The organism is Asticcacaulis excentricus CB 48, from assembly GCF_000175215.2.
Taxonomy (GTDB): domain Bacteria; phylum Pseudomonadota; class Alphaproteobacteria; order Caulobacterales; family Caulobacteraceae; genus Asticcacaulis; species Asticcacaulis excentricus.
On sequence record NC_014816.1, the window covers coordinates 1,273,122 to 1,296,786 of the forward strand.

The window sequence follows — 23,665 nt, forward strand, 5'->3', positions numbered from 1 at the left end:
ATAACCCATGACCGCTTTCACGCCCTCACGCCGGTTCTTCCTCAGGGGCGCCGTCGCCACGGCCGCCTTCCTCCCCGTCGTCGCGCCGGGCCTCGCCAGAGCGGTGGCCTCGCTGGACCCCTTTATCGAAAAGTTGATTGCGTCGCTTTCGCTCGAAGAAAAAGCCGGTCAGCTCAGCCTCTATGCCGACCTGACGCGACCGGACTTCGGCAATGTCAATCCGGCCGCTGTGGCCCAGACGAAGGACGAGGTGAAGGCGCGCATCCGTCGCGGTGAAATCACCGGCCTGTTCAATGGAATCGGGGTCGCCGGGGCGCGTGAACTGCAAAAAGTGGCGGTCGAGGAATCGCCGCACAAGATCCCGCTGATTTTCGCGGCCGACATTATCCACGGCCTGCGCACGACCTTCCCGGTGCCGCTGGGCGAAGCGGCGGCATGGGACGCCGATCTGGCCTACCGCACAGCGCGCGCTGCGGCGATTGAGGCGACCGCCGTCGGCCTGCACTGGACCTTTGCCCCGATGGTGGACATTGCCCGCGATCAGCGCTGGGGCCGCGTCGTCGAAGGCGCGGGCGAAGACACCTATCTCGGCAATGTCTTGGCCGTCGCCCGCGTCAAGGGTTTTCAGGGCAATGATCTGAAGGACGGACGCAATATGCTGGCCTGCCTCAAACACTTTGCCGCTTATGGCGCGGTACAAGGCGGTATGGAATACGCTACCGTCGATATTCCCGAAACTACCCTGTGGGAAACCCACCTCCCGCCGTTCAAGGCCGGACTGGACGCTGGCTGCCTGTCGGTGATGTCGAGCTTCAACGACATTTCCGGCGTGCCTGCCACGGCCAACCGCCACCTGCTGACCGAAATCCTGCGCGAACAGTGGGGCTTCAGAGGGTTGGTTGTGTCCGACTACACCTCCGAAGAAGAACTGATCCTGCACGGCTATGCCGCTGATGGGCGTGATGCGACCAAAAAGGCTATTATGGCCGGGTGCGATATGTCCATGCAATCCGGGCTTTATTTCAAACACCTGCCATCGCTTGTGAAGGATGGCGAGGTACCTCAGGCGGTACTAGATGAGGCGGTGCGCCGCGTCCTGAGCGTCAAGAAGGCGCTGGGCCTGTTCGACAATCCGTACCGTTCGATGGACGCCAAACGTGAAAAGGCTGATGTGCGCAGCGCTGAGGTTGTTGCCCTGTCGCGCGAAGCGGGTCGCCGCTCGATCGTGCTGCTGCGCAACGAAGGTAACCTCCTGCCTCTGGCCAAGACGGGACAAAAGATCGCCCTTGTCGGACCGTTGGGTGCGGATCGTCATAACCTGCCGGGGCCATGGTCGGTCTTCCCGGACCGCGCCAGGGGTGTCACTATTGAGGAAGGTCTGCGCGCTGTGGTGACAGACCCGGCGGCAATCACCGTGGTCAAGGGTGTGGATTTCGAAGCGGCCATTCCGGGCGGCATAGACGCCGCCGTTGCGGCGGCAAAAGCCTCTGATATCGTGGTGCTGGCCATGGGCGAGGCGGAGAACATGTCCGGAGAAGCGCAGGCGCGGACCGACATCTCGTTGCCCGCGCCGCAACTGGCGCTGATCGAAGCGGTCAAGGCGACGGGTAAGCCCACTGTTCTGCTGCTGCGTCACGGGCGGGCGCTGGCGCTCACCGGCGCGGCGCGTGAAGCCGACGCCATACTCGCGACGTGGTTCCTGGGGTCAGAAACCGGCAACGCCATTGCCGATATCCTGTTCGGCGAATACGCCCCCTCTGGCCGACTGCCGGTCAGCTTCCCACAGACATCGGGTCAGCAGCCCTACTATTACAATCACCGCATAACGGGTCGCCCGCAACTCGATCCGAAGGACATGGCCTATAAGACCCGCTACCGCGAAGTCACCAATGAGGCGCTCTATCCGTTCGGCTACGGCCTGACCTATTCAACGATTGAATACGGCCCCACGACGGTCAGCGCTACGGAACTGGGTTGGGACGCCACCCTGACGGTCAGCGCCGAAATCACTAATACAGGCGCGCGCGATGCCGATGAGGTGGTGCAACTCTACATCCACGATAAGGTGGCGAGCCTCGTCCAGCCCATCCGACAGCTCAAGGGCTTCAAGCGCCTCAGCCTGAAGGGCGGGGAACGCAAGCGGGTGGAATTTACCCTCAGCCGCGCCGATCTGGCCTTCGTGCACCCCGATCTGAAACCGGCGGCGGAGCCGGGAGCGTTTAAGGTATGGATTGCCCCCTCCGCGGTCGGCGGCACCCCGGCTGACTTCGTGCTGAAAGCCTAAATGACACGAAAAAGCGGCGAAATAGGCTTAGGCGGGGCCGCGGTTTACGGGTTGGGGGATTTTGCCTGTAACCTCTACTGGCAAAGCCTCAGCCTGTTTCTGTTGTTCTACTATACCGAAGTGGTCGGCCTGTCGCCCGCGACGGCGGGTTTGATCTATCTGATTGCCTCGGTATGGGATGGGCTGATCGACCCGCTGATCGGGGCGGCAGCGGACAAGACGCGCACGCGATTTGGGGCCTATCGCCCCTATCTGCTGTTCGGTGGGCCGCTGCTGGGGCTCAGTTTTTGTGGGCTCTATTATCGCCCGCCGCTGGAAGGCACGATGCTGACCCTCTGTCTTCTGGGCACACATCTGGTTTTTCGTACCTTCTATGCGCTGGTCAATGTGCCCTATGCGGCCCTGTCGGGGCGTATCACTGGCGACCCGGACCGCCGTGCGCAGTTGTCGGGTTTTCGCATGTTTTTCGGAGCCTTGGCGGCGGTTCTTGTGTCGCTGATCACCCCGGCTTCCGGGCAGGGGGGCTATTTCCTGACGGCTGTTGCTTTTGCCATCGTCGCCACCGCCCTGTTTCCACTGGTGTTTTCGGTGACGCGCGAGCCTGAGCTGCAGACGAGCGCGCCACCGCCGGCGCTGACGGCCCTGATCAGCAGCCTGTTGCGCAATCGTGCCTTCTGGCGGCTCAATTTTGGGGCGTTGGCTTTTGCCGTCTCAGGGACGGTCCTCACCAAGTCCGTCCTTTATTACTTCAAATACCAGCTACACGATGACCGCAGCGGCGCGCTGGCCCTGGCAGTGATGGGCATGGCCGGTCTTGTGGTTATTCCGCTATGGACGCTTCTGGCGCGACGCATCGGACGGCGCGGGGTGTGGATCGCGGCCTGCGGTGTGGGCCTGAGTGGGTTGGGGGCGCTGTGGGCAATCAGCACCGCCGCCGGTCCTTTGGGCGTTATCGCCTGTCTGGTCTGCGTCCATAGTGGCTCCTTGGGTCTGTTTTTCGCCTTCTGGTCGCTGCTGCCCGACACAGTGGACTATGGCGAGCAGACGCTAAGGGTGCGCGCCGATGGCTTCGTCTTCGGCGTCGCGGGCATGATCTCGAAGATTTCGATGGGGCTGGGCGCGGGCCTGTTCGGTTGGGGCTTAAGTCAGGCCGGCTATGAGCCCCATGTCGCCCAAAGTGCAGCAACCCTTAGCGATCTGCGGCTACTGATGCTGCTCACCCCCGCTCTGGGGTTTGTTTTGTGTCTGGTGCTGATGTTAGGGGATGTGCGGGCGAAATCATCGTCCGTCTGAGGCTGCCCGCCTCCAGCGGCGGTGGTCCAGATAGGGCCCCTGATAGGGCGGGCGGGGTTCGATGGCGTTAGGACTGTCCGGATTTTGCGTGGTCGCCACGCCCCCATTGCGGCACACCGATGGGTCCATGCCGTAGAGTACGACGGCAAAGTCATAGACGCTGCGTTCAACCAGGGTGCGCACACCCAACTGGATAGGCTCCATTTCGCTGAACCCGCCCGACAGGTCGAGCATGGTCCCGTCGAGCAGGGTGAATAGGCCGGGCTTTACCTCATGCCCCACAATCTGCTTCTGATAGGCGGTGACGCGTTTGATCTCCTGCGAGCGCGTGTCGATCAGGCGCAGATCGAGCGCGATATTCATCACAAACCGCCGCGACACGAAGCTGCCCGCCGGATCATCGCTGCCAGTGCCCCCGGCGCGCAGATCGACCCCGTCCGAGCGGATATTGTAATTCAGCTCCGTCAGGCCGCCGGAAATGTAGTAGTCGGACCCGGCGATCTGCCCGGCATAGACCTTGCGGAAATTGTCCGGATCGTTGCCTGCCTGATCCGGCGTGTCGGACAGGACGTGATCCATAGCGGCCTTCAGTTCATAGTCTGAGATGTCGCGATCACCGCGCTCGACCTGAGGCAGGCCGGCGCGCGACAGGGCCGACTGGGCGAAAAGGGCGATGCCCTGCGTGATATTGGCCCCCGTATAAAAGTCGCGCTTGCCCGTCAGATCGTCGATGCGGCTCACCGCCACGCGCGGCAGTGGCTTGTGCGTGACCAGCGCCGCCTGCTGAAGACAGGTCAGATCGGCGCTGTAGGGCGTCAGATTGGCTGTCGCGGGGGCATTGCCCACAGGCTTGGCATAGAGGCCGGTCTGCGGATCGGCGGTGACGCTGGCGCAGGCCGAAAGCAGCAGGGGCAGGCAAAAGACCAGACGTCTCATGGCTGCACCGCTTTCAGACCGGACCCGCTGAGGCAGGCGCGGGCGTCAGTGGCGGTCCAGAGCGGCGCGATCAAGTGATAGACCGAGCGTTCGACCAGTTCGCGCACCGACATTTGCAGCGGCTCCTGACGGCTGTTGCCGCCTTGCAGCAGCAGGCCGATATCCTCGCTGCCGCCCGTGAGGCGACGGTCATTTGTGACGCCGATCACTTGCTTCTGAAAGGTGACGGTATCGACCACCTGCTGGGTCTGGGTGTTGACCAGCCGCAGATCGACGGCGACATTGAGCACATAGGTGCGGCCGCTGATCTGACCCTGCGCACCGGGCAGGGCCTGGGAGCCGATGGCCGCGTCGTAGCCGTCAGAGCGGATATTGTAGTTCAGTTCGGTAATGCCGCCCACAATGTAATAGCGCGAACCGGCGATTTGCCCGGCTAGAATCGGGCGGAAATTGTCGCCGCTTTGCCCGGCGCGCTCCGGCGTATCCGACAGCAGCTTTTGCCGCGCATAGTTCAGTTCGATCTCGGCCACAGAATTGTCGAGGCGCTCGACCACTGGGACCCCGGCATAGCCGAGGGCACTGACGGCAAACAACGACGCACCTTGTGTGATCTTGGCGCCTGTATCGAAATCGATCTTGCCCGTCAGGTCGCCAATGCGCCCGACGGCCAGTCGCGGCAGGCCGTTCAGAGACGGGCGGCGGGCGAGGCAGCGCAAAGCGGGCGTCACCGGCGTTTCATTGAGCGTCACTTCCGCCTGTGGAGGCGTGGCGACGGCCAGACCCGGCGTGAGCGCGCCTGCGGAACAACTCAGGGCGAAGAAGAGGCGAAGGGTGGGGGGCATCTGCGCGTATCCGGGAAGGGGTGAAAGCGGGGAGGTGTTATTCACCGGTTGTTTTGCGACCGTTGAGCACGGCGGAGACGTTACCGGAATTGTACTGACGGCTGTTGAGAATGACCGTGTTGTGGCTGCCGCTGACCGTGACCGCCAACAGGTTGCCTATCGCCGTGGCCGTGGCCGTCCCTTGCGTCGTCGGAAGATTATTGTTCGACAGAAGGCTGCCGCCGTTGGAACTCGACTGGCTGTAGCGGCTATTGGCGTCGTCGTACTGGATGATGCCGTTGACGATCAGGCGGTTGCCATTGGCATCGCGCGTGGTGGGGGTGAAGGGCTGGTTTTCCAGCCGTCGGCCATTCCCATAGCCGTTTTCCAGCGCCCGCAGGTCTGAGGTCTGCGCGACGGCGGGCAGGGCCAGTAATGGGCCGGTGAAGACGAGACCGGTAAGAAGGACGGTTGTCCGCATGTCTATTGCTCCATAACGGAAAAGAGGAGCCCGCCTGCGCGGCAGGCTCCCTTCCGGATCATCAGAAACCCTTGACAGTCAGGGTGTTTCCGATGGCCGCCGCCGTAGCGTCCACCTTGCCTGCCACGCCCGCGATGGTCGTGTTGGCGTAGGCATTGACCGCAGCCGTATTGACCTGAGTCGAGTTCAGGCTGCTGAAGTCGGTGGTGAAGGTGGCCGAGTTGCTGATGGCGGCCGCCGTGGCGCTGACCGACTTGTCCACATTATAGACCGTGGCGTTCAGCACCGCCGACGGGTCGTAATTGACGTACTGGGTGTTTGACACGGCGCCCGACCAGTCGGCTTTCACCGTCGCCGTATTGGCAATGGCGGCCGAAGTGGCGCTGACATCGCCCGTCACATTGGTGATGGTCGTCGAAAGGTTGGAGGTCGCGTCCCCGAAGAAGCGCTGATAGTTGTTCAAGCCGTTCAGGCTCGACCCTTCGGCGGTGAAGCTGTTGCCGATAGCCGCAGCGGTCGCCGACACGTCACTGGTGACATTGTCGATCTTGGCGTTCAGTTGCGCCTTGATGTTGGACGAGTTGTTCTGATTATTCGAGGCGGTTTGCGCCTGAGCCGAACCGGCCAGAACCAGACCGGCGACGGCGATTAGAGAAAGGTACTTCATCTGAGTCTCCTGTGTATTTGCCCCCAAGCGGGCCACAGAAGATCAGCAATAGACAGGCCAATAAACGCAGTTAATCTTTCATTTTTAATGTTAGTAAATAAAAAATTAAAACATTCTCGTTCAGGGGAAATTAATATTTAATAAAAAGTGAGTTAACCTGAGTTTGCAATTATTAATAAATTGAAAATCATGTTTCTTAAGGTCGCGATAACCTTAGAGTGTATCGAGTTAATACATGTATTTATTTGAGAAAATATCGTTTCGCTCCTTGGGGGAAAGGCGAGTGCTCCGTGTGTCAGAGCGGTACGCCTGCGGTAACTTTATAATGGCTCCATGCCACATAAATCGGGGGTGCAGGGGCCTTGCGGCCCCTGCGTCTATCCCTTTTAAGGCACCGTCGTCTCGATGGTGAAGCTGTAGGTCTGGGGCTTCAGCGGGATGCGGTACTTGACCAGCGAGCGCGCCTCCTGCGACCATCCGGTATCGCCGCCGACACCGATCTGGGCCAGGTCGATCAGCAGCGTCCCGTCACCACGCGGCGTGACGTCAGCGGCACGCCATTCCCCGCGCGGGCGGGCATAGAGGTCTTCATAGGGGAAGGCGAGGGCATTGGCGCTCAGGGGCTGGGCCCCGGTCACCTTCACGCCCTTACCTGAAGCATCGGAGACGGCGATCCAGCGCACCTCGGTCTTGTTGCCCGTTTCCTGCGGGCGGGCATAGTCGTGGAACTGCTCGGCCACCGTGCCCTTATAACGACCGATGGCGTAACCGGTCTGACGATCAACGTACGATTCCTGCGGTCCGCGTCCGTACCATTCGAGATTGGCCAGAGACGGATCGGTGTCAAAGCGCAGACCAACGCGCAGCGGATCGGGCAGATCATCCTTGATTGGGTCGAAGTCGGTGGTGACCATGACCTTGCCGTTGGTGCGCAGGCGGTAGGTGACGGTGACCTTCACCTGACCGGGGCCGTGCACGAACAGCACCTGTACGCGGTCAGCCTCGACCTTCAGGTCGCGCACGCGGCGGTTTTCGGTCAGGCTTTTCCAGATGCCGTGGTTACGCGCCACATTGGCACCTTCGTCATTGTCGGTCAGGCCGCGCCAGAAGTTGGGTGTGCCGCCTTTGAGCAGGGTCTTGCCGTCGCTGTCCAGCGCGATCAGGCCCGTATCGGCGTCGATGCTCAGCGTGCGCCCGGCGGCGCTGAGGGTGATGGCCTTGCCCTCCTGCTGTGGTTTGACGAAGGCCGTAGCCTCCGCCGCGGCCGAAGCCGGGCGCAGCACAAACTGGCTCCAGCCGACCGTCGAATGCGCCGGCACGCCGCGGATGCTGTCGTTCTTGGCGATGGCGGCCAGCGTCACGATGTATTCCGCACCGTCCTGCGGCAGGGCCGGCAGGGACAGGGCCACGTCGGAGGACGAGTCAGGGGCGGCATTGACACCGCCCAGCGTGCCGCGATCGGCGACCACGCCGTCCTTCAGCAAGGTCCATGTAAAGTCAAAGCCCGACAGGTCACGGAAATTGTGACGGTTGATGACCGTGACCTTACCCGACTGCGGTGCGCCTTCGAAGGTGACCGGCGAATAGACCTTCTGAAGCTCGTAATATTCCGGGTCCGGGGTACGGTCAGCCTGCACCAACCCGTCACCCACCACCGAATTGTCGCCACGTTGCGGGTTCACATCGAAGCCTGAGGCCCAGTAGTGACGGCCTTTGGAGTCCGTGCCGTCCACGAACTGATCAATGAAGTCCCAGACGAAGCCGCCTTGCAGCTTCTTTTTGGCGCGGATGGCGACCCAGTAATCTTCAAGATTGCCGAGGCTGTTGCCCATGGCGTGGGCGTATTCGCACTGGATCAGCGGCTGGGCGTAGCGCGGGTCTTCGGCATAGTCGTTGATGCGGTCGATATCGTCGTACATCGGCGCGTAAATATCGACATAGGGGTTGGGCTGATGATCGCCGTACAGGGTGCCATGGCCCAAGTAGGAGATCAGGCGCGTCGGATCGTTCTGGCGAATCCACCTGGCCGCATTTTCAAAGTTTGGCCCGGTGCCTGCCTCATTGCCGAGCGACCAGAAGATGATCGACGGGTGGTTCTTGTCGCGTTCAACCATGCGAGAAATGCGGTCGAGGTGAGCATTGGCCCAGTGCGGCTTGTAACCCAGCTGGATCTGCTCGCGGATTTTCGGGTCGTTGGCCTGCGCCGCCTTCCTGTCGGCGGTGTCCATATATTCATGGCTCTCGATATTGGCCTCGTCCATGATATAGAGGCCATATTCGTCAGCGAGGTCGTAGAGATACGGGTCGTTGGGATAGTGCGAGGTGCGCAGCGCATTGACATTGGCCTGCTTCATCAGCTCGACATCCTTGCGCATTAGCTCCGGCGTCATGACGCGGTAGGTCTTCGGGTCGTGCTCGTGGCGGTTGACGCCTTTGATCAGGATGCGCTTGCCATTGACCTGGACCTCGCCATTGCGGATTTCCACCGTGCGGAAGCCGATCTTCTTCGCGGTGGCCGAGATCAGATTGCCCTTGGCGTCGGTGAGCTCGATCACCAGCCGGTAAAGGTTGGGCGTCTCCGCCGTCCACGCCTTGACGCCCTTGAGTGTGCCGCTCAGTTGCGCGGGCTTGCCGACACTGGCCTTGCTCGTGGTTTTCAGCACCTGCGTCTCGCCGTCATAGACGGTGGCAGTCACTGTGGCCGCACCTTTCTGACCCGCCAGTTCGGCCTCCAGCGCAAAGACGCCGTCTGTATAGGTCTTGTCGAGGGTGGCGCGCACCGTGAAATCGCGCAGGCGCGTTTTGGGCTCCGCATAAAGATAGACCGAGCGCTCAATCCCCGACAGCCGCCAGAAGTCCTGATCCTCAAGGTAAGAACCATCGGCATACCGGTAGATTTCCAGTGCGATCTCATTGTGACCAGACTTGAGGAACTTCGTCACATTGAATTCGGACGGCAGCTTAGAATCTTCCGAATAGCCGACCTTCTCGCCATTGACCCAGATGTAATAGGCCGCACCCGCCGCGCCGATATGCAAAAACACATCCTGACCGGTCCAATCCGCGGCCACCTCGAAGCTACGCTTGTACGAGCCCACCTCGATCATATCGTGCGGGATGAAGGGCTCATTCGCCGGGAAGGGATATTTGATATTGAAGAATTCCGGCAGGCCGAACTTGCCGTCGCCCTGCGCCTGAATCATGCCGGGGACCTGAATCTTATCCCAGCCGCTCAGGTTCGCGCCGGCTTTGTAGAAATCTTTCGGGCGATTATCGACACCTTTGGAGAATTTGAAATCCCAGGTGCCATCCAGCGACAAAAAGCGCGTTGAGGCCGATTTGTCGCCCTTCAGCGCAAGATCACGGCTCTCGAAATTGAAGAAGGTCGCCTTCATCGGCTCGCGGTTCACCGCCACCACCTCAGGCTGCTCCCATTCCGCCACGGGCGCGGTTTGCGCCAGTACGGGCGCTGCGGCGAGCATCATCACCCCCGCCGCCACCGAGCCCATTACCATCTTCCTGAGCGATCCAGACATCTCTTACCCTTCTTCGTCTGTTTATTTGTCTGATAAAATATGGCGTCACGCTCACGACGTGGCCAGCAAAAAGTGCGGCCGGAGGGTAAAAAGGGCGTTTAAGAGCCCATTTCAGTCTTTCATTGTTCGATCAGTCTCAGATGGTGAAGGGGAGTGGTCAGGCAAGTGAGCGTCCGCTAAGCGGTGATCAGGGTCACGCTCGAAGGCTTCAAACCCTCCGCTGAGGCCGTCACTGTGATGCGCGCGCCCGAACGGCCGGATTGCACAATGGCCTGCGCCAGACCGTTGAACAGCTTGCGCTCAGAGGCCTTATCGGCCTCATGACTGGCCGGATTACCGTTGCCGACGCCGATCACAGCTCCGCCGCCGGACAGGGAGAAGGTCACCAGATTGTCGGCCTTGGGCACCGGGCGCCCCTTGGCGTCAAAGGCTTCGACCTTAAAGATAGCCACATCGCGGCCATCGGCTTTGAGCGCGGTGCGGTCCGCCGTCAGAACGAGCTTAGTCGCGGGCCCGGCGGTTTCGCGCACAGCCTTCATGACGACCTTGTTGCCCTTATAACCAAAGGCCTGAATCTGGCCCGGCTGATAAGCCACATCCCATTCGAGGTGCCGATTTTTGACGACGGTCTTCTTGCCTTGTGACTTGCCATTAACGAACAGTTCGACAGCATCGAGATTCGAATGCACCCAGACGGGTATGTTTTGCCCTTCCTTGCCTTCCCAGTTCCAGTGCGGGAACAGGTGCAAAAGCGGCTCATTTCTCCACCAAGCGCGGTAATAGAAGGCATTGTCCTTCGGGAAGCCGCAGGTGTCCAGAATGCCGAATTGTGACGAGATGGCCGGCCAGCGGTTATAGGGCGTCGGCTCGCCGCGATAATCAAAGCCCGTCCATATAAAGCCGCCCGCGATAAAGGCCTTCTCATCGAACAGAGGCCAGTAGGCTTCGGCGGTCGAGGCCCACCATGGATGCTCGGTATCATAGGCCCGCAGCACCGAGCGGTCCGGGTCATTGACGTACTCGCCGCGTGTCGAAACGGTAGATCCGGTTTCCGAGCCATAGATAGGAATGCTTGGATAGTCGGCGTGGAACTTTTCCATCAGGTGATGGCGATAGTTGAAGCCCAGCACATCGACGACCGAGGTGATGCCCTTGCCGTAGGAATTGTCGAGCGCCGCCGTCACCGGACGGGTGGGGTCAAGGCGCTTGCACAGAGCCTTCATGGTTTTGGCGACTTCAATGCCGCGATCGGTGCCCTGCAGCGGTTCTTCGTTGCAGATCGACCAGGCGATGACCGACGGATGGTTGCGGTCGCGGCGGATCATGGCCTCAAGTTGATAGAGGCCGTCTTCGGACGACGACATCTTGCGCGTTTCGTCGATGACGAGGATGCCCAGCCGGTCGCAGGCCATCAGCACTTCGGGCGTCGGCGGATTGTGCGAGCAGCGAAAGGCGTTGGAGCCCATGTCTTTCAGTTGCTGCAACCGCCAGACTTGCAGGGCATCGGGGATGGCGGCACCGACCCCGGCATGGTCCTGATGGTTGTTGGTTCCTTTAAGTTTGACCGGCTTCTCATTGAGCAGGAAGCCTTTTTCAGCGTCGAAGCGGATATCGCGCAGACCGAAATAGGTCACCACCCTGTCCTGAGCGCTGTTACCCGCATCGACGGTTGTTTCCAGTCGATAAAGGTGCGGTGTGTCTACGGACCACAGAAGGGGATCGCCCAGTTTCAGCGTCTGACGAACAGTGGTAGACTCGCCCGCCGCGACCTCAACCGTTGCTCCGTCGTGCGCCGCCTTGCCACCGATGGCCGAGGTGAGTTTGACGTTGCGCGACTGAGTGGAGGCATTGCGCACCGTGGTTTCAATCTCGACCGTGCCGTCGGTATTTCCGCGCACGCAGACGCCCCATTGCGGGATATGCACGGCACTCGTCTTCACCAGCCAGACATGGCGGTGGATACCCGCGCCTTCGTAGAACCAGCCTTCACCTTCGGTCGCATCGACGCGCACGGTCAGGATATTGGGCTTGTCGTCCGTATTGACGAAGTCGGTGATATCGACCTGAAACGAGGTGTAGCCGCTCTCATGCCGTTTCAGGATAAAGCCGTTGAAGATGATTAGCGCGTTGCGGAACACACCGTCGAACTCGATCCACAGACGCTTGCCCTTATCCGCAGGGGAGACGGGCACCACGCGGCGATACCAGCCGATAGAGGTTTCGGGGAAGTCGCGTCCGATGGGTTTATAGCCATGCGCCGCCAGCATGTCGGGCTCATCCTCGCCATTGGCGATGGGGCCTTTGATGCCTTGTGCAAAGGGCAGGGCGACAGCCCAGTCGTGCGGCACGTCAATCTTTTGCCAGTTGGAATCGTCAAACTCCGCGCCAACGCAGGTGGCGACGCGCGCGCCTTGCTTGGCATGGGTACGTAGCGCCAGACCATAGTCGAAATCGCGGCTAATATCGCTGGCGTGGCCAAAGGTGAAGCGCCAGTCGAGATCGAGCGACAGGCGTTCACGCGGGCCGAGGTCGTCCTGCGGGAAAAAATCGATGACGGGTTCATTCGTCTTCGGTGCCGCAACGGCGTGCGGTACCGTCAGGGCCGCCCCGGTGACGGCGGCGGTTTGTAGGAGGCGGCGACGGTTGAGATCGGTCATGACGGTTTCCTCTGGTTTGTAATTATCTTACAAATAAAAAGGCCGGGCTTTCAAGCGAAAACCCGGCCTCTTAATCCTCTGAAATCGATTAGAATTTGTAGGTAAGATCGAAGAGGAAGCGACGTCCATAATAGGACATGTCGCCGACGCGGTTTGACTTATAGTCCGTGTATACCTTCATCGGCGTATCCAGCAGGTTGCCCGCCTGGAAGCGCAGCGAGACGCTGGAGTTGACATTATACCCGGCTGAAAAGTCGAGCGTCGTTTCCGGCATCACGCGCACCAGATTGGTCGAATCCCAGCCGAGGATGGCGGTGTATTCCGAATGGTACTTTGCGCCCAGACGCGCTTCGAACTTTTTGTCCGAATACCAAAGATCAAGGATGGCCGTAGTGTCGGCCACGCCGTTCATCGGCAGCGGATTGCCTGCCGGGACGAATTCCTTAATGTTGGAATTGACTAGAGCCAGGTTGGAATAGATGCCGAAGCGGTCCATCCACGATACGTTCGGTAGGAAGGTGTCGAACGGCGTCTGGAAGGTGAACTCGACGCCGGAAATGAAGCCGCCCTTGCTCGAATTGATCGGCGAGGTCAGGGTATAGACATTGCCGTTGATCGTTTCGCTGCGCTGGTTATAGCCGACATAGTTCTTGACGTTTTTGTAATAGCCCGCCACCGCGAACAGCGAATCCGGACGGAAGTAATATTCATAAGAGACGTCGATCTGATCGGCTTCAAACGGCTTCAGATAGGGGTTGCCAGCCGAGCCCGTATAGGGGGCTGAGGTTGAGATGGCGCGATTGGCCTTCAGCTCATTCAGCGGGGCGCGCGACATAACGCGGGCCAGACCGAGCTTCAGGAAGCCGTTGTCGATCACCTGCACCTTAACCGAGGCGGAGGGCAGGACCTTGGTGTAGCTGACGCCGCCCGTGGTGGGGGTCAGGGTCACACGCTCGACCCAGTTGCCGGGGGTGGCTTCGACCCAGACGCTGGTGCGCGAGTCACCTGAGGACTGGCTATCGACATTGACGACCCTCAGGCCGACATTACCCGTGACCGGGGCCTCGATGAAGGTCGAGGCGAAGTTACCCTGCACATAAGCTTCGCCGACCTTTTCCGAGACTTCGGAATTGTAGGCGATCTGATCAGGCGACAGGCTAAAGGCGTTGGGACCATAGACCTGAGTGCGCAGAGCGTCGAAATCCCCCTTCAGCATGGCCGGAACGTTGAAATTTTCCAGCTTGTAGGCCGTCAGGGTCGAAGCGTTGACGCTAGCTGTAACCGGACCTGCGGCCTGCGTATAGCCGGTGGCTTCCGATTTGGTGCGGTCTGCATAGCGGGCGCCGAACTGTAGCGACGTCCAGAAGTCACCACCGAATTCGCGGCGGAAATCGACCTGTCCCGACGTCAGTTCGTCCTTGACCTTACCCACATCATTGGTCCCGGCCACGGTGGACAGGGTGGCGGTCTCTGGCTGTTGCGTAACGGTGATGGACGGGTCTTCGCTAAGCAACCACGTCATGCTGGACGGATAATATTCCGTCTTGATGGCGCGCCAAGTGTTTTCACGCTCGGCATTCGAATAGGAGAGGTCGGCGGTGACGGTCCACAACTCGCTCGACCACTTGCCGTTCAGACCCGTGACCAGTAGCGATTTGTCTTCGGCATAACGCGCCACGACGGGCATCAGGCGCGACCACGCGGTCGTCGCCCCGACCAGATCGCCATTGACGATGACCGGATTGCTAAAGCTGCCCGTATTGCCACCGGCCCAGTTGCCCCAGTTGTTTTCACCGTACCATGTCTGGTTCTGGTCTTCCTGAATCTTATACTTTGAATAGAGCAGGTCGTAGGTCAGCTCAAACTGCGCGTTCGGGCGGTACTGCGCGCCAAACGACGCCGAATAGCGGTCAGCATCAAGGAACTTGGCTTCTGCACCCGCGCCCCATGGTGTTGGCACCTTGGGGCCGCCCGCGATGACCGGACCGGTCGAGTTGCCGGCGCGGATCGAGTCGTCGTTGAAGCCCCAGCCTCGGAAGCTCTCATAGCCGTTCTTCTGGTTCTGACCCGTCAGGCCTATAACGAAGGCGAACTGGTCATTGACCTTTTTTACCCAAGAGCCAGAGGCGCGCCAGCCAAGGCCGTCATAGCCCGGAAAGGCCTTGCCGCCGTCATAATAGACGCCACCAGCTCGGACGACGAATTCCGGACCAGAATAGGAAAGGGGACGGATGGTTTGCAGATCAACGGTGCCCGAGATGCCGCCCGAAAGGAGGCGGGCTTCGGAGGACTTATAAACGGCGGCCCCGGCGACCACTTCCGAGGGATAGATTTCCCAGCGGACATTGCGATCGGGCTCGGAGGTGGCCACCTCGCGGCCATTAACCGTGCCCAGCACCATGCGCGGACCAATGCCGCGGATCGAGGCCTGGCTGTCATTGCCGCGGTCGCGCGAGGTGGTCACACCCGGCAGGCGCGCCAAAGACTCGGCGATGGTGACATCGGGCAGGACGCCGATTTCCTTTGCCGAGATAAATTCGGCCACACCAGAGCTGGAGCGTTTCTGATCGATGGCGTCACGCAGTGACTTGCGGATACCGACGACCGTCACCTCTTCCGGCACATCGGCGGGGGCTTCGGCCTGTGCGGTGTCAGCGGTACGCTCAATGCTGGTGGCAGAGGCGCGCACCAGCACGGCGGCGCGGCCATCGTTCGATTTGAGGCTGAGGCCGGTGCCGCTTATCAACTGAGCAAGGGCCTTATCGACGGGCAGGGTGCCTTCGACAGCGTTGGTGCGCAGACCATTAAGGTCATCGGCGCTGGCCAGTAACTGAAGACCGGATTGTTGGGCAAAGGCCTGCACGCCCTTGGCGGCGGGTTGCGCCGGGATGGCGAAGGCCTTGGTTTGGGCAAAGGCGGGTGCGCTGTAGGCGGCACTGACGCTAAGCGCGGCGATCAGGGCGGCTCGTGAGGCACCGGACAACTGGATCATTATGGTGTTTCCCGTAGGACCGCGCCTTGGAGTGGGACTGCGGTTGCTTTTTATCGGGTGTGCCGGTTTGGCGGCAGTCACCCCTCCTGTTATCCAAGATGAAGCCCGAAACGCTTTCCGCCGCTTCATTTGATATTTTTATCTCATGGCCTGTCATATTCACGACCGCCCGGACCGAAATAAGCCCGAGGTGAGTTGACTTATTTGTATATCGTATACAACAATGAGTCATTAGGATTCAATTCCATGCAGAGGACGGGTTAGGGTGATACACGCCGTTCGGCTTCCAACCCTCATTGCCTTGGGCCTCCTAGGTGGTGTCCCCATGCTACCGGTTACGGCGATGGCGCAGACCCTTGAAATGTGGCGCGTCGCGGTCAAGACCGTCTCTGCAGATAGGCGAGAGCAGAGATGATGAAGAACAAGATAACGGCGTTCATAACTTCCATGCTGCTGCTCGTGCCGCTGGCGGGGGGGGCGCCGGCATGGGCCGCGCCTGAGGTGGTCGACTATGAAAAGGCCATCGGCCTGCGCGACGCGTGGTCGGGTCTGACGCGCGATATTGCCGAGCCCGCACAGTGGATCGAGGGTGCGCAAAGCTTCGTCTACCGCAAGTCGGTCGCAGGCGGCTTTCAATTCGTCCGCATGGATGCGGCAACAGGACAAAAGCAGGTGGCCTTTGACCACGACCGTCTGGCGGCAGCCTTTAACGCCGCGGCCGGTACACACTTGACGGGCCTGACCCTGCCGTTCACGCCGCCCTTTTCGATGACGCAGTTCAGCGATGGCGGCCAAAAGGTCGCCATCCGCTGGGACGAGGCGATGTGGTCTTGCGATCTTCTGGCCTATGCGTGCGAAAAAAACGTGGACCGGCGGCAGGATCGCGGCTTTTCAGGCGTGGTGCGTGATCTCAAATCGCCCGCCGATAATACACCGAAGCCGTCGCCGGATGGTCAGTGGCTGGCCTTTGTCCAGGATTTCAACCTTGTGATCCGCCGTAAAGTCGGGGGTGAGATCATGCGCCTGTCAATAGACGGCACACAGGGGCTGTTCTACGATCCGGAGTCAATCCAGTGGTCGCCGGACTCGCAAAAGATCGTCGCCTTTCGCGTGCAGCCGGGCTTCCGCCGCGAAGTGGTGCGGGTCATCTCTTCACCCTCCGATCAGGTGCAGCCGAAGGTCGATGTGCAGCTTTACCCGAAGCCCGGCGACGCCATCGACATCGATCGTCCCGTGCTGTTCGACGTGGCGAAGCGCCGCCGGATAGAGATTCCCACCGATCTCTTCCCCAATCCGATGACAACGAACGCTCTGAGTTGGCGTAAGGACAGCCGGGGGGTACGCTTTGCCTACGATCAGCGCGGCCACCGGCTCTACCGTCTGATTGAGGCCGATGCCGCGACGGGGCAGGCGCGGGTTGTGGCCGAGGACCGCTCGGACACCTTCATCAATACCTACAGCCGGCGCTACAGCTACGATGTGGGGGGCGAAGGGCGCGAACTGATCTGGATGTCCGAACGCGACGGCTGGAACCATCTCTATCTGTATGATGCCACCACCGGCAAGGTGAAGACGCAGATCACAAAAGGCGAATATGTAGTGCGTCAGGTGCTGAAGGTCGATGACAAGGCGCGTCAGATCTATTTTGCCGCCAACGGCATGCGTAAGGGTGAAGACCCGTACTTCCAGCACTATTATCGCATTGATTTCGACGGCAGGAATCTGACGCCGCTGACCACGGCCGCGGCCTGGCACGACGTCAGCTTCTCTTCCGACATGCAGTATTATACCGACACCTATTCGCGGGTGGACCTGCCGAATGTGATGGAGCTGCGTCGGGTAGCGGACCGCAGCCTCGTCGCCACTGTCGAGAGCGGCGACATTTCACGCCTGACGGCAGCGGGCTTTAAACCGCCAGAAGTGTTCACGGCCAAGGGGCGCGATGGCCAGACCGATATCTGGGGCGTTATCGTGCGCCCGACCGATTTCGATCCGAACAAAAAATACCCGGTCATTGAAAACATCTATGCGGGGCCGCATTCGTCCTTTGTGCCCAAGACCTTCTGGCCCTTCGGCCCGCACTCCAGCGGCGACAAGGTGATCGGTATGCAGTCTTTGGCCAATATGGGCTTTATTGTCGTGCAGATCGACGGCATGGGCACGCAGAACCGTTCCAAGGCCTTCCATGATGTGGCGTGGAAGAATGTTCAGGACGCCGGTTTCCCCGATCGCATCGCCTGGCATAAGGCGGTGGCGGCCAAATACGGGTCTTACGACATCAGCCGCGTCGGCATCTATGGCGGCTCAGCGGGCGGGCAAAACACGCTGAGCGCCCTTGAGGAATATCCCGAGTTCTACAAGGCCGGCGTGGCCTATGCCGGCTGCTTCGACAACCGCATGGACAAGATCGGCTGGAACGAGGCGTGGATGGGCTGGCCGGTTGACGCCAGCTACGCCCGCGCTTCGGGGGTTGAAAATGCTCATAAACTGAAGGGCGAGGTGCTGCTGGTCGTCGGCGAACTGGACATGAATGTCGATCCGGCCTCGACGCTTCAGGTGGTCAATGCCCTGATCAAATCGCGCAAAGACTTCGACCTGATCGTGGTGCCGAACGAAGGCCACGGCGCCTTGCGCAACGCAGGCGACGTCAATTACGGCCTGCGGCGTCAGTACGACTTCTTCATCCGCCATCTGCAAGGAGAAGCGACGCCGCAATGGAATGCGCAACCCGACACCCTGCCGAAACCAAAGTGACAAGATGACCGATAACGTAAGCCTAACCCTCGACGACGCCCGCGCGCTTAGCCTGCGCACCCTTATCGGCAACGGCTTCTCCGAGGCCCATGCCGAGGTGATCACCGCGACCATTCTGGCCGGGCAGCGCGACGAATGCCACTCGCACGGGCTTTACCGTCTGTTGGTCTGCGTGGCGACGCGCCGGGCGGGTAAGGTGTCGAACGCCGAACCGCTGATCAGCGATGCGGCACCGGGGCTGGTGCGGGCTGATGCACGGGGGGCCTATTCCCTGCTGGCTCTGGCGCGCGGCCTGCCGCTTCTGGCGCAAAAGGCTCGAACGCAAGGGGTTGCGGCTCTTGCCATCAATCATTGCTACCATTTTTCGGCCCTGTGGCCGGAGGTCGAAGCCATTGCCGCCGAGGGTCTGGTGGGGCTGGCCATGACGCCCAGCCACGCGTGGGTCGCGCCGCACGGCGGCACCAAAGGTGTGTTCGGGACCAATCCGTTGGCCTTTGCCTGGCCGCGTCCGCAGGGCGAGCCGTTTGTGTTCGACTTCGCCACCAGTGCCGTGGCGCGCGGTGAAATCGAACTGCACCGCCGGGCGGGCAAGCCTATCCCCGAAGGCTGGGCGCTGGATAGCGACGGCCAGCCTACGACCGATGCCGAGGCCGCCATGGCCGGGGCCATGCTGCCCTTCGGCGGGCATAAGGGCTCTGCCCTGTCGGCGATGATCGAGCTGATGGCCGGGCCGTTGATCGGGGATTTCCTCAGTCTGGAATCCTACGCCTATGATGCGGGGCAGGGGGCAACACCCTATCACGGCGAACTGCTGCTAGCCATCGACCCGGAAACCTTTATGGGAGGGTCTTACTCCCACCATTCCGGCCGGGCCGAGGCCCTGTTTGACGCCATTGTGGGGCAAGGCGCGCGCTTAGCTTCGCAACGCCGTTATGAGGCGCGTAAACAGACCCATGCGTCAGGCCGCGTGACCATCCCGTCTAAACTTTATCAGGATATTCGCGCCCTTACGGATTAGGTTTGTCCTCGAGGGCTTTTTGCAACTGGCGCTTCAGCCTGCGTCTCATGGCGGCGTCCAGCGGGCCGTACAGGCCCTTGTCGCGCGGGCTAAGGTGCGCTACCGGGTCGCCACTCTCGCCAAACACATAGTGCCCGAACAGGTTGCGCCAGACGCCGCGTTCGTGCTCAGGCAGATCGCGTATGGCCAGCAGGGCGTACAAAAAGGCGTCAGATGGCGCGGCGTCGGGCGCAACCGCCGCGTCCCACCAGTAGTTGACAAGCACATTAAACGGCGACAGTGAGCGCACCTGATGCCACCAGCCGTAGGGAATATAGAGTGCATCCCCGGCCTCTAGGTCTATATCGACGCGCACGGCCTGTGCCTCGGCATAGCGCGGGTAGCGGTTGAGGTCCGGGCGGTCGATATCGACCATGCTGACGGGCACGCCGCCGATGGTGCGCTCATAGGGGCCGGGATAGAGGTTGGCTAACTGCTGCGGCGGGAACAGGCTGAAGCGTCGCCGCCCGGCCACGACGCAGGCGATATTGTCGTTCAGATCGTAATGGGTGCGCGTCACCACGGCATTGCCGATCCAGATACGCGGGATGACATTGGGAAGAAGGCCAAGCCGGTTCTCGGCACCAAAGCCCGGCATCTGGGGCTCTACAGGCGTCGATTGCAGGCTGATGGCCAGTGGGTCAGCTTTACCGCGCTCATCTAGCAGGCGCGCGAGAACCTCTGCCATCGTCGCTGGGCCGTGGCTGAAATTCATGACGTGGGTGTCAAAGCCGTAGAAAAACGTGCCTCTGGCCTGTGGCGGCGCGACATAGACCCCGGCCGGGGCCCCATTGTCGTGCCTCAGCAGATAGTCGGCCAGCGCCTCATCCGACGTCAGGCCGAAATGTACGGCAGGCCAGTCCGCAACGACGCCTTTTAGGACGGCGGGGTAACGCGCCGGGCGGACAAGGTCGTCGAACGTGGCTTGATCCGGGCGGTTATAAACGGGCAGGGGGGACGGCGGTTCAGACATAGGGCTTCTTGCAAGGTGGCTCAATAGGCTGGCAAAAAAGCCGCACCGTGTCCACCGTATACTTTATGTGACAAAATCGTATAAAATATAATTGACGATCCTCCGGAACGGTGTTTAGGCTTTAATGTGTCAGAATTGTTTCCGCATGACGTCGGTTTTTTGGCGTCTGCGGTCGTTCAAGGGGATTGAGATGAGAAAGTTTACGACGCGATCATTGGTCATGAGCAGCGTGGCGGCCTCCGCCATCTTCACCGGCTGGATGGCCGCACCCGCCATGGCTCAGGAAGACGGTGCCGGTCAGGCGGTTGAAGAAGTGGTGGTCACCGGTACCCGTATCCGCCGCCCGAACCTCAAGAGCGCGTCGCCGATCACCACGGTCGATGCGGCTGAAGTGAAGCTTCAAGGCGCGACGGGCGTGGACAGCTACCTCGCCAAGCTGCCGCAGATCGAGGCGGCGGCCAACGAAAACCAGTCGAACGGCTCTGACGGCACAGCGGGCGTCAACCTGCGCAGCCTGGGTGGCAATCGCGCGCTCGTCCTGATTGACGGACAGCGCTTCCTACCGTCTTTGGGCGTCGATCTCAACTTCGTACCGTCGGTTCTGGTCGAACGCACCGACGTGCTGACGGGCGGGGCCTCTTCAGTCTATGGTTCGGACGCCATGTCCGGCGTCGTCAACTTCATCATGAAGAAGCGTCTGGACGGCGTTATCGTCGATGCCCAGTACAGCATCTACAACCACAAGAACGATAACGATTATTTGCGTGGCATTCAGGCGGCCAAAGGCTTCAAGCTGGCGGACAAGGACGTGTGGGATGGGGAGAAGTACGACTTCAATGTTGCCGCCGGTGGGCGCATCAACGAAGGCAAGGGCAATATCCTTGGTTATTTCGGCTACCGCAAAATGGAAGCTGTGCGTCAGGATGCACGCGACTATTCCAACTGCGCACTAAACTTTGCCGATGGCAAGGGATCAGCTTTCGCCTGTGGAGGTTCGGGCAACCACGCCTATGGCTGGTTCCTGCCGCAGACCGGTCCCAATGCCGGCGACGCCTTCGCCAACAGCAAAGACGGTAGCAAAACCTGGGTGACGAACGATTCATCGTTTGCCTATAACTACGCGCCCGACAATTATATTCTACGTAACGCTGAACGCTATCAGGCGGGCGGTTTCCTCAACTATACGTTCAATGATCATGCGGAAGCCTATGGCAGCTTCATGTTCATGGATGATCATTCGGTCAGTCAGGTCGCCCCCTCGGCCATTTGGTCAGGCCGTGACTTCACAATCAACTGTGATAACCCCTTCCTTAGCGATCAGCAGAAGACCATCCTTTGCGGCTCTACCACCTCGACCGCGAACGCAACGTCCTGGGTGTCCTTGCGCGCGGCGACAGGTGAGCCACGCCGAAACGATATGCGTCACACCAACTATCGCTTCACGGCGGGCTTGAAAGGGGAAATCGTCTCCGGCTGGCGATATGATGCAAACTACATGCACGCCATCACCATTGGGCAGTTCAACTATCAGAACGACATCAATCAGGATAAGGCGGCGCAGGCGCTACAGGCGGTTATGGTGAATGGTCAGGTTGTCTGTAAGGACACCTCCAACAACTGTAAGCCCATCGACGTTTTCAGCGCGAAGGGACCGTCGGCCGAAGGCTACGCCTTTATCTATGCGCCTACCTTTACGCGCAACGAACAGACCATCGACGTCTATAATGCCTATGTAAGTGGTGATCTGGGTCAGTATGGGGTGAAATCGCCCTGGGCCAATGAGGGTATTGCGGTTGTCGCTGGTCTTGAGCATCGTACGGAAACGCTGGATGTGAAGCTGGACGAATCCCAGCTTTCATATTCGTCCAATTCGGACGGCGAGGTGTCGGTGGACGAGTGGTTCACGGAATTCGACGTGCCGGTGGTGGCCGACAAGCCACTCATCCACTCGTTGAACCTGGCGCTGGGTTACCGCAAATCGACCTACAACGTTTCGTCCTCCACCTCCAGTGGTTCGGAGAAGAAGACCGAAACGTCGAAGTTCGAAGTACGTTATGCCCCGACGACGGATGTGCTGTTGCGCGCAAGCTATAACAAGGCCATACGCGCCGCCAGCATCACCGAGCTGTTCGCGGCGCAAGGCGTCGGCAATGTGTCGCTGATTGACCCATGTTCGCGTTCGGAAATTGTCAAGGCCGGGGCACCGACGGCGGCGCAATGTGCCCGCACGGGTGTCGATGCGACAAAGTATGATATCGCGAAGATACCGGATACGCCCGCGGATGTGGGGACGGCGCTAGGGGGCGGCAACCCGAACCTTAACCCGGAAGAGGCGAAGACGACCACCTTTGGTGTCGTGCTGACACCCCGCTTCGTGCCCGGCTTCACTATGAGCGTTGATTACTACAAGATCCGTATTGAAGGGTATATCGGCTCGGTTCCGGCCCAAACCGCCCTGTCGCAGTGTATAGCCACGGGTGACGCCTTCTACTGCGGTTTGATTCACCGTAATCCGAACAACGGCGCCCTCTATGGTTCGGACACCAAGGGTGGCTACATCACCTCGACCAATGTCAACACCGGCTATCTGGAAACCAAGGGCATCGACTTCACGGCCAGCTATCGGCTGGCGACCGGCTATGGCGACGTGAACTTTGGCTTTGTCGGTACCCTGCTCGACTCGCTGGAAACCGAAGTGCTGCCGGGTCTGGGGGCTTATGACTGTAAGGGGCTGTACGGCGGCACCTGCGGGCAGCCGTCTCCGAAGTGGCGTCATAATCTGCGTGCGACCTGGACTGTGCCTGGGGCGGATCGCTTCTATGTCCCGACCAGCGTCTCGCTCAACTGGCGTCACTTTGGGGGCACGGATCTCGCCACCAATACGGATGACCAGTACCTGACCGGCACCAAATCGACGATCAACGCCCGCATCGGCAATTATGATTACTTCGATCTGGCCGTGACCAAGGACCTGCCGCGAGGCTTGGTGCTGCGCGCCGGCATCAACAACCTGTTCGACAAGGACCCGCCGGCCATCATGAACGGCCTGCTGTTTGAGAACGGCAACGGTAACACCTTCCCCAGCACCTATGACCCGCTGGGCCGTATGCTCTTCGTCGGCATCTCCGCGAAGTTCTGATGACCATTGTCCGGGGCTGCGGTTACGTGGCCCCGGCAAGGCTAATTACCCTGTAAGCGCTTTTTCAGTCTGCGC

Annotated in this window: 13 protein-coding genes; 5 read left to right on the forward strand and 8 right to left on the reverse strand. The window is 60.3% G+C overall.

The annotated features are described in order from the left end of the window. Positions 1 to 7: 7 nt before the first annotated feature. Both ASTEX_RS06050 and ASTEX_RS06055 read left to right on the forward strand, forming a co-directional pair. Positions 8 to 2,284: a glycoside hydrolase family 3 N-terminal domain-containing protein gene (locus ASTEX_RS06050; protein ID WP_013478726.1), complete on the forward strand. Its 2,277-nt coding sequence runs from the start codon at positions 8 to 10 to the stop codon at positions 2,282 to 2,284. After that, positions 2,285 to 3,577, forward strand: a complete 1,293-nt coding sequence (locus ASTEX_RS06055; RefSeq protein WP_013478727.1) for an MFS transporter — start codon at positions 2,285 to 2,287, stop codon at positions 3,575 to 3,577. It begins immediately after the preceding gene. On the opposite strand, the gene hfaB (ASTEX_RS06060) is transcribed toward ASTEX_RS06055, so the two are convergent. The 7 genes from hfaB (ASTEX_RS06060) to ASTEX_RS06090 all read right to left on the reverse strand — a co-directional run bounded on the left by hfaB (ASTEX_RS06060) (position 3,563) and on the right by ASTEX_RS06090 (position 15,667). Beyond that, on the reverse strand, positions 3,563 to 4,513 hold the full coding sequence (hfaB, locus tag ASTEX_RS06060; RefSeq protein WP_013478728.1) for a holdfast anchoring protein HfaB: 951 nt from the start codon (positions 4,511 to 4,513) through the stop codon (positions 3,563 to 3,565). The two genes, ASTEX_RS06055 and hfaB (ASTEX_RS06060), sit on opposite strands and share 15 nt — an antisense overlap. Then, positions 4,510 to 5,355: a holdfast anchoring protein HfaB gene (hfaB, locus tag ASTEX_RS06065; RefSeq protein WP_013478729.1), complete on the reverse strand. Its 846-nt coding sequence runs from the start codon at positions 5,353 to 5,355 to the stop codon at positions 4,510 to 4,512. Before hfaB (ASTEX_RS06065) ends, hfaB (ASTEX_RS06060) begins: the two co-directional genes overlap by 4 nt. A 37-nt stretch (positions 5,356 to 5,392) precedes the next feature. After that, entirely contained in the window at positions 5,393 to 5,815 is a 423-nt protein-coding gene (hfaA, locus tag ASTEX_RS06070; protein WP_013478730.1) for a holdfast anchoring protein HfaA, read from the reverse strand. Between the two features lie 61 nt (positions 5,816 to 5,876). Next, positions 5,877 to 6,482 carry a hypothetical protein gene (locus ASTEX_RS06075; RefSeq protein ID WP_013478731.1) on the reverse strand — a complete coding sequence of 202 codons (606 nt, stop codon included), beginning with the start codon at positions 6,480 to 6,482 and terminating at the stop codon, positions 5,877 to 5,879. Positions 6,483 to 6,868: 386 nt separating this feature from the next. After that, on the reverse strand, positions 6,869 to 10,018 hold the full coding sequence (locus ASTEX_RS06080) for a glycoside hydrolase family 2 TIM barrel-domain containing protein (protein WP_144004619.1): 3,150 nt from the start codon (positions 10,016 to 10,018) through the stop codon (positions 6,869 to 6,871). A 176-nt stretch (positions 10,019 to 10,194) separates the two neighbouring features. After that, positions 10,195 to 12,675, reverse strand: a complete 2,481-nt coding sequence (gene galA, locus ASTEX_RS06085; RefSeq protein WP_013478733.1) for a beta-galactosidase GalA — start codon at positions 12,673 to 12,675, stop codon at positions 10,195 to 10,197. Positions 12,676 to 12,763: 88 nt separating this feature from the next. Next, complete coding sequence (locus tag ASTEX_RS06090; protein ID WP_013478734.1) at positions 12,764 to 15,667, reverse strand: TonB-dependent receptor; 2,904 nt, start codon at positions 15,665 to 15,667, stop codon at positions 12,764 to 12,766. Positions 15,668 to 16,078: 411 nt separating this feature from the next. Between ASTEX_RS06090 and ASTEX_RS06095 the strand changes: the two genes are divergently transcribed. Then, positions 16,079 to 18,421 carry a S9 family peptidase gene (locus tag ASTEX_RS06095; protein WP_013478735.1) on the forward strand — a complete coding sequence of 781 codons (2,343 nt, stop codon included), beginning with the start codon at positions 16,079 to 16,081 and terminating at the stop codon, positions 18,419 to 18,421. A 4-nt stretch (positions 18,422 to 18,425) separates the two neighbouring features. Then, a complete protein-coding gene (locus ASTEX_RS06100; RefSeq protein WP_013478736.1) occupies positions 18,426 to 19,439 on the forward strand; it encodes an Ldh family oxidoreductase in 1,014 nt (337 codons plus the stop codon). Here ASTEX_RS06100 and ASTEX_RS06105 read toward each other — a convergent pair. Beyond that, positions 19,429 to 20,451 carry a cupin-like domain-containing protein gene (locus ASTEX_RS06105; protein ID WP_013478737.1) on the reverse strand — a complete coding sequence of 341 codons (1,023 nt, stop codon included), beginning with the start codon at positions 20,449 to 20,451 and terminating at the stop codon, positions 19,429 to 19,431. The two genes, ASTEX_RS06100 and ASTEX_RS06105, sit on opposite strands and share 11 nt — an antisense overlap. 190 nt (positions 20,452 to 20,641) lie before the next feature. Between ASTEX_RS06105 and ASTEX_RS06110 the strand changes: the two genes are divergently transcribed. Then, positions 20,642 to 23,590: a TonB-dependent receptor domain-containing protein gene (locus ASTEX_RS06110; protein ID WP_041659013.1), complete on the forward strand. Its 2,949-nt coding sequence runs from the start codon at positions 20,642 to 20,644 to the stop codon at positions 23,588 to 23,590. Positions 23,591 to 23,665: the final 75 nt, after the last annotated feature.

Bases quoted from the DNA above. Each gene is read 5' to 3' on its own strand.
- ASTEX_RS06050 (WP_013478726.1), top strand. From the start codon at position 8: ATGACCGCTTTCACGCCCTCACGCCGGTTCTTCCTCAGGGGCGCCGTC.
- ASTEX_RS06105 (WP_013478737.1), bottom strand. From the start codon at position 20,451: ATGTCTGAACCGCCGTCCCCCCTGCCCGTTTATAACCGCCCGGATCAA.
- ASTEX_RS06075 (WP_013478731.1), bottom strand. From the start codon at position 6,482: ATGAAGTACCTTTCTCTAATCGCCGTCGCCGGTCTGGTTCTGGCCGGT.
- hfaB (WP_013478729.1), bottom strand. From the start codon at position 5,355: ATGCCCCCCACCCTTCGCCTCTTCTTCGCCCTGAGTTGTTCCGCAGGC.
- ASTEX_RS06110 (WP_041659013.1), top strand. From the start codon at position 20,642: ATGAGAAAGTTTACGACGCGATCATTGGTCATGAGCAGCGTGGCGGCC.
- galA (WP_013478733.1), bottom strand. From the start codon at position 12,675: ATGACCGATCTCAACCGTCGCCGCCTCCTACAAACCGCCGCCGTCACC.
- ASTEX_RS06100 (WP_013478736.1), top strand. From the start codon at position 18,426: ATGACCGATAACGTAAGCCTAACCCTCGACGACGCCCGCGCGCTTAGC.
- hfaA (WP_013478730.1), bottom strand. From the start codon at position 5,815: ATGCGGACAACCGTCCTTCTTACCGGTCTCGTCTTCACCGGCCCATTA.
- hfaB (WP_013478728.1), bottom strand. From the start codon at position 4,513: ATGAGACGTCTGGTCTTTTGCCTGCCCCTGCTGCTTTCGGCCTGCGCC.
- ASTEX_RS06090 (WP_013478734.1), bottom strand. From the start codon at position 15,667: ATGATCCAGTTGTCCGGTGCCTCACGAGCCGCCCTGATCGCCGCGCTT.
- ASTEX_RS06080 (WP_144004619.1), bottom strand. From the start codon at position 10,018: ATGTCTGGATCGCTCAGGAAGATGGTAATGGGCTCGGTGGCGGCGGGG.
- ASTEX_RS06055 (WP_013478727.1), top strand. From the start codon at position 2,285: ATGACACGAAAAAGCGGCGAAATAGGCTTAGGCGGGGCCGCGGTTTAC.
- ASTEX_RS06095 (WP_013478735.1), top strand. From the start codon at position 16,079: ATGATGAAGAACAAGATAACGGCGTTCATAACTTCCATGCTGCTGCTC.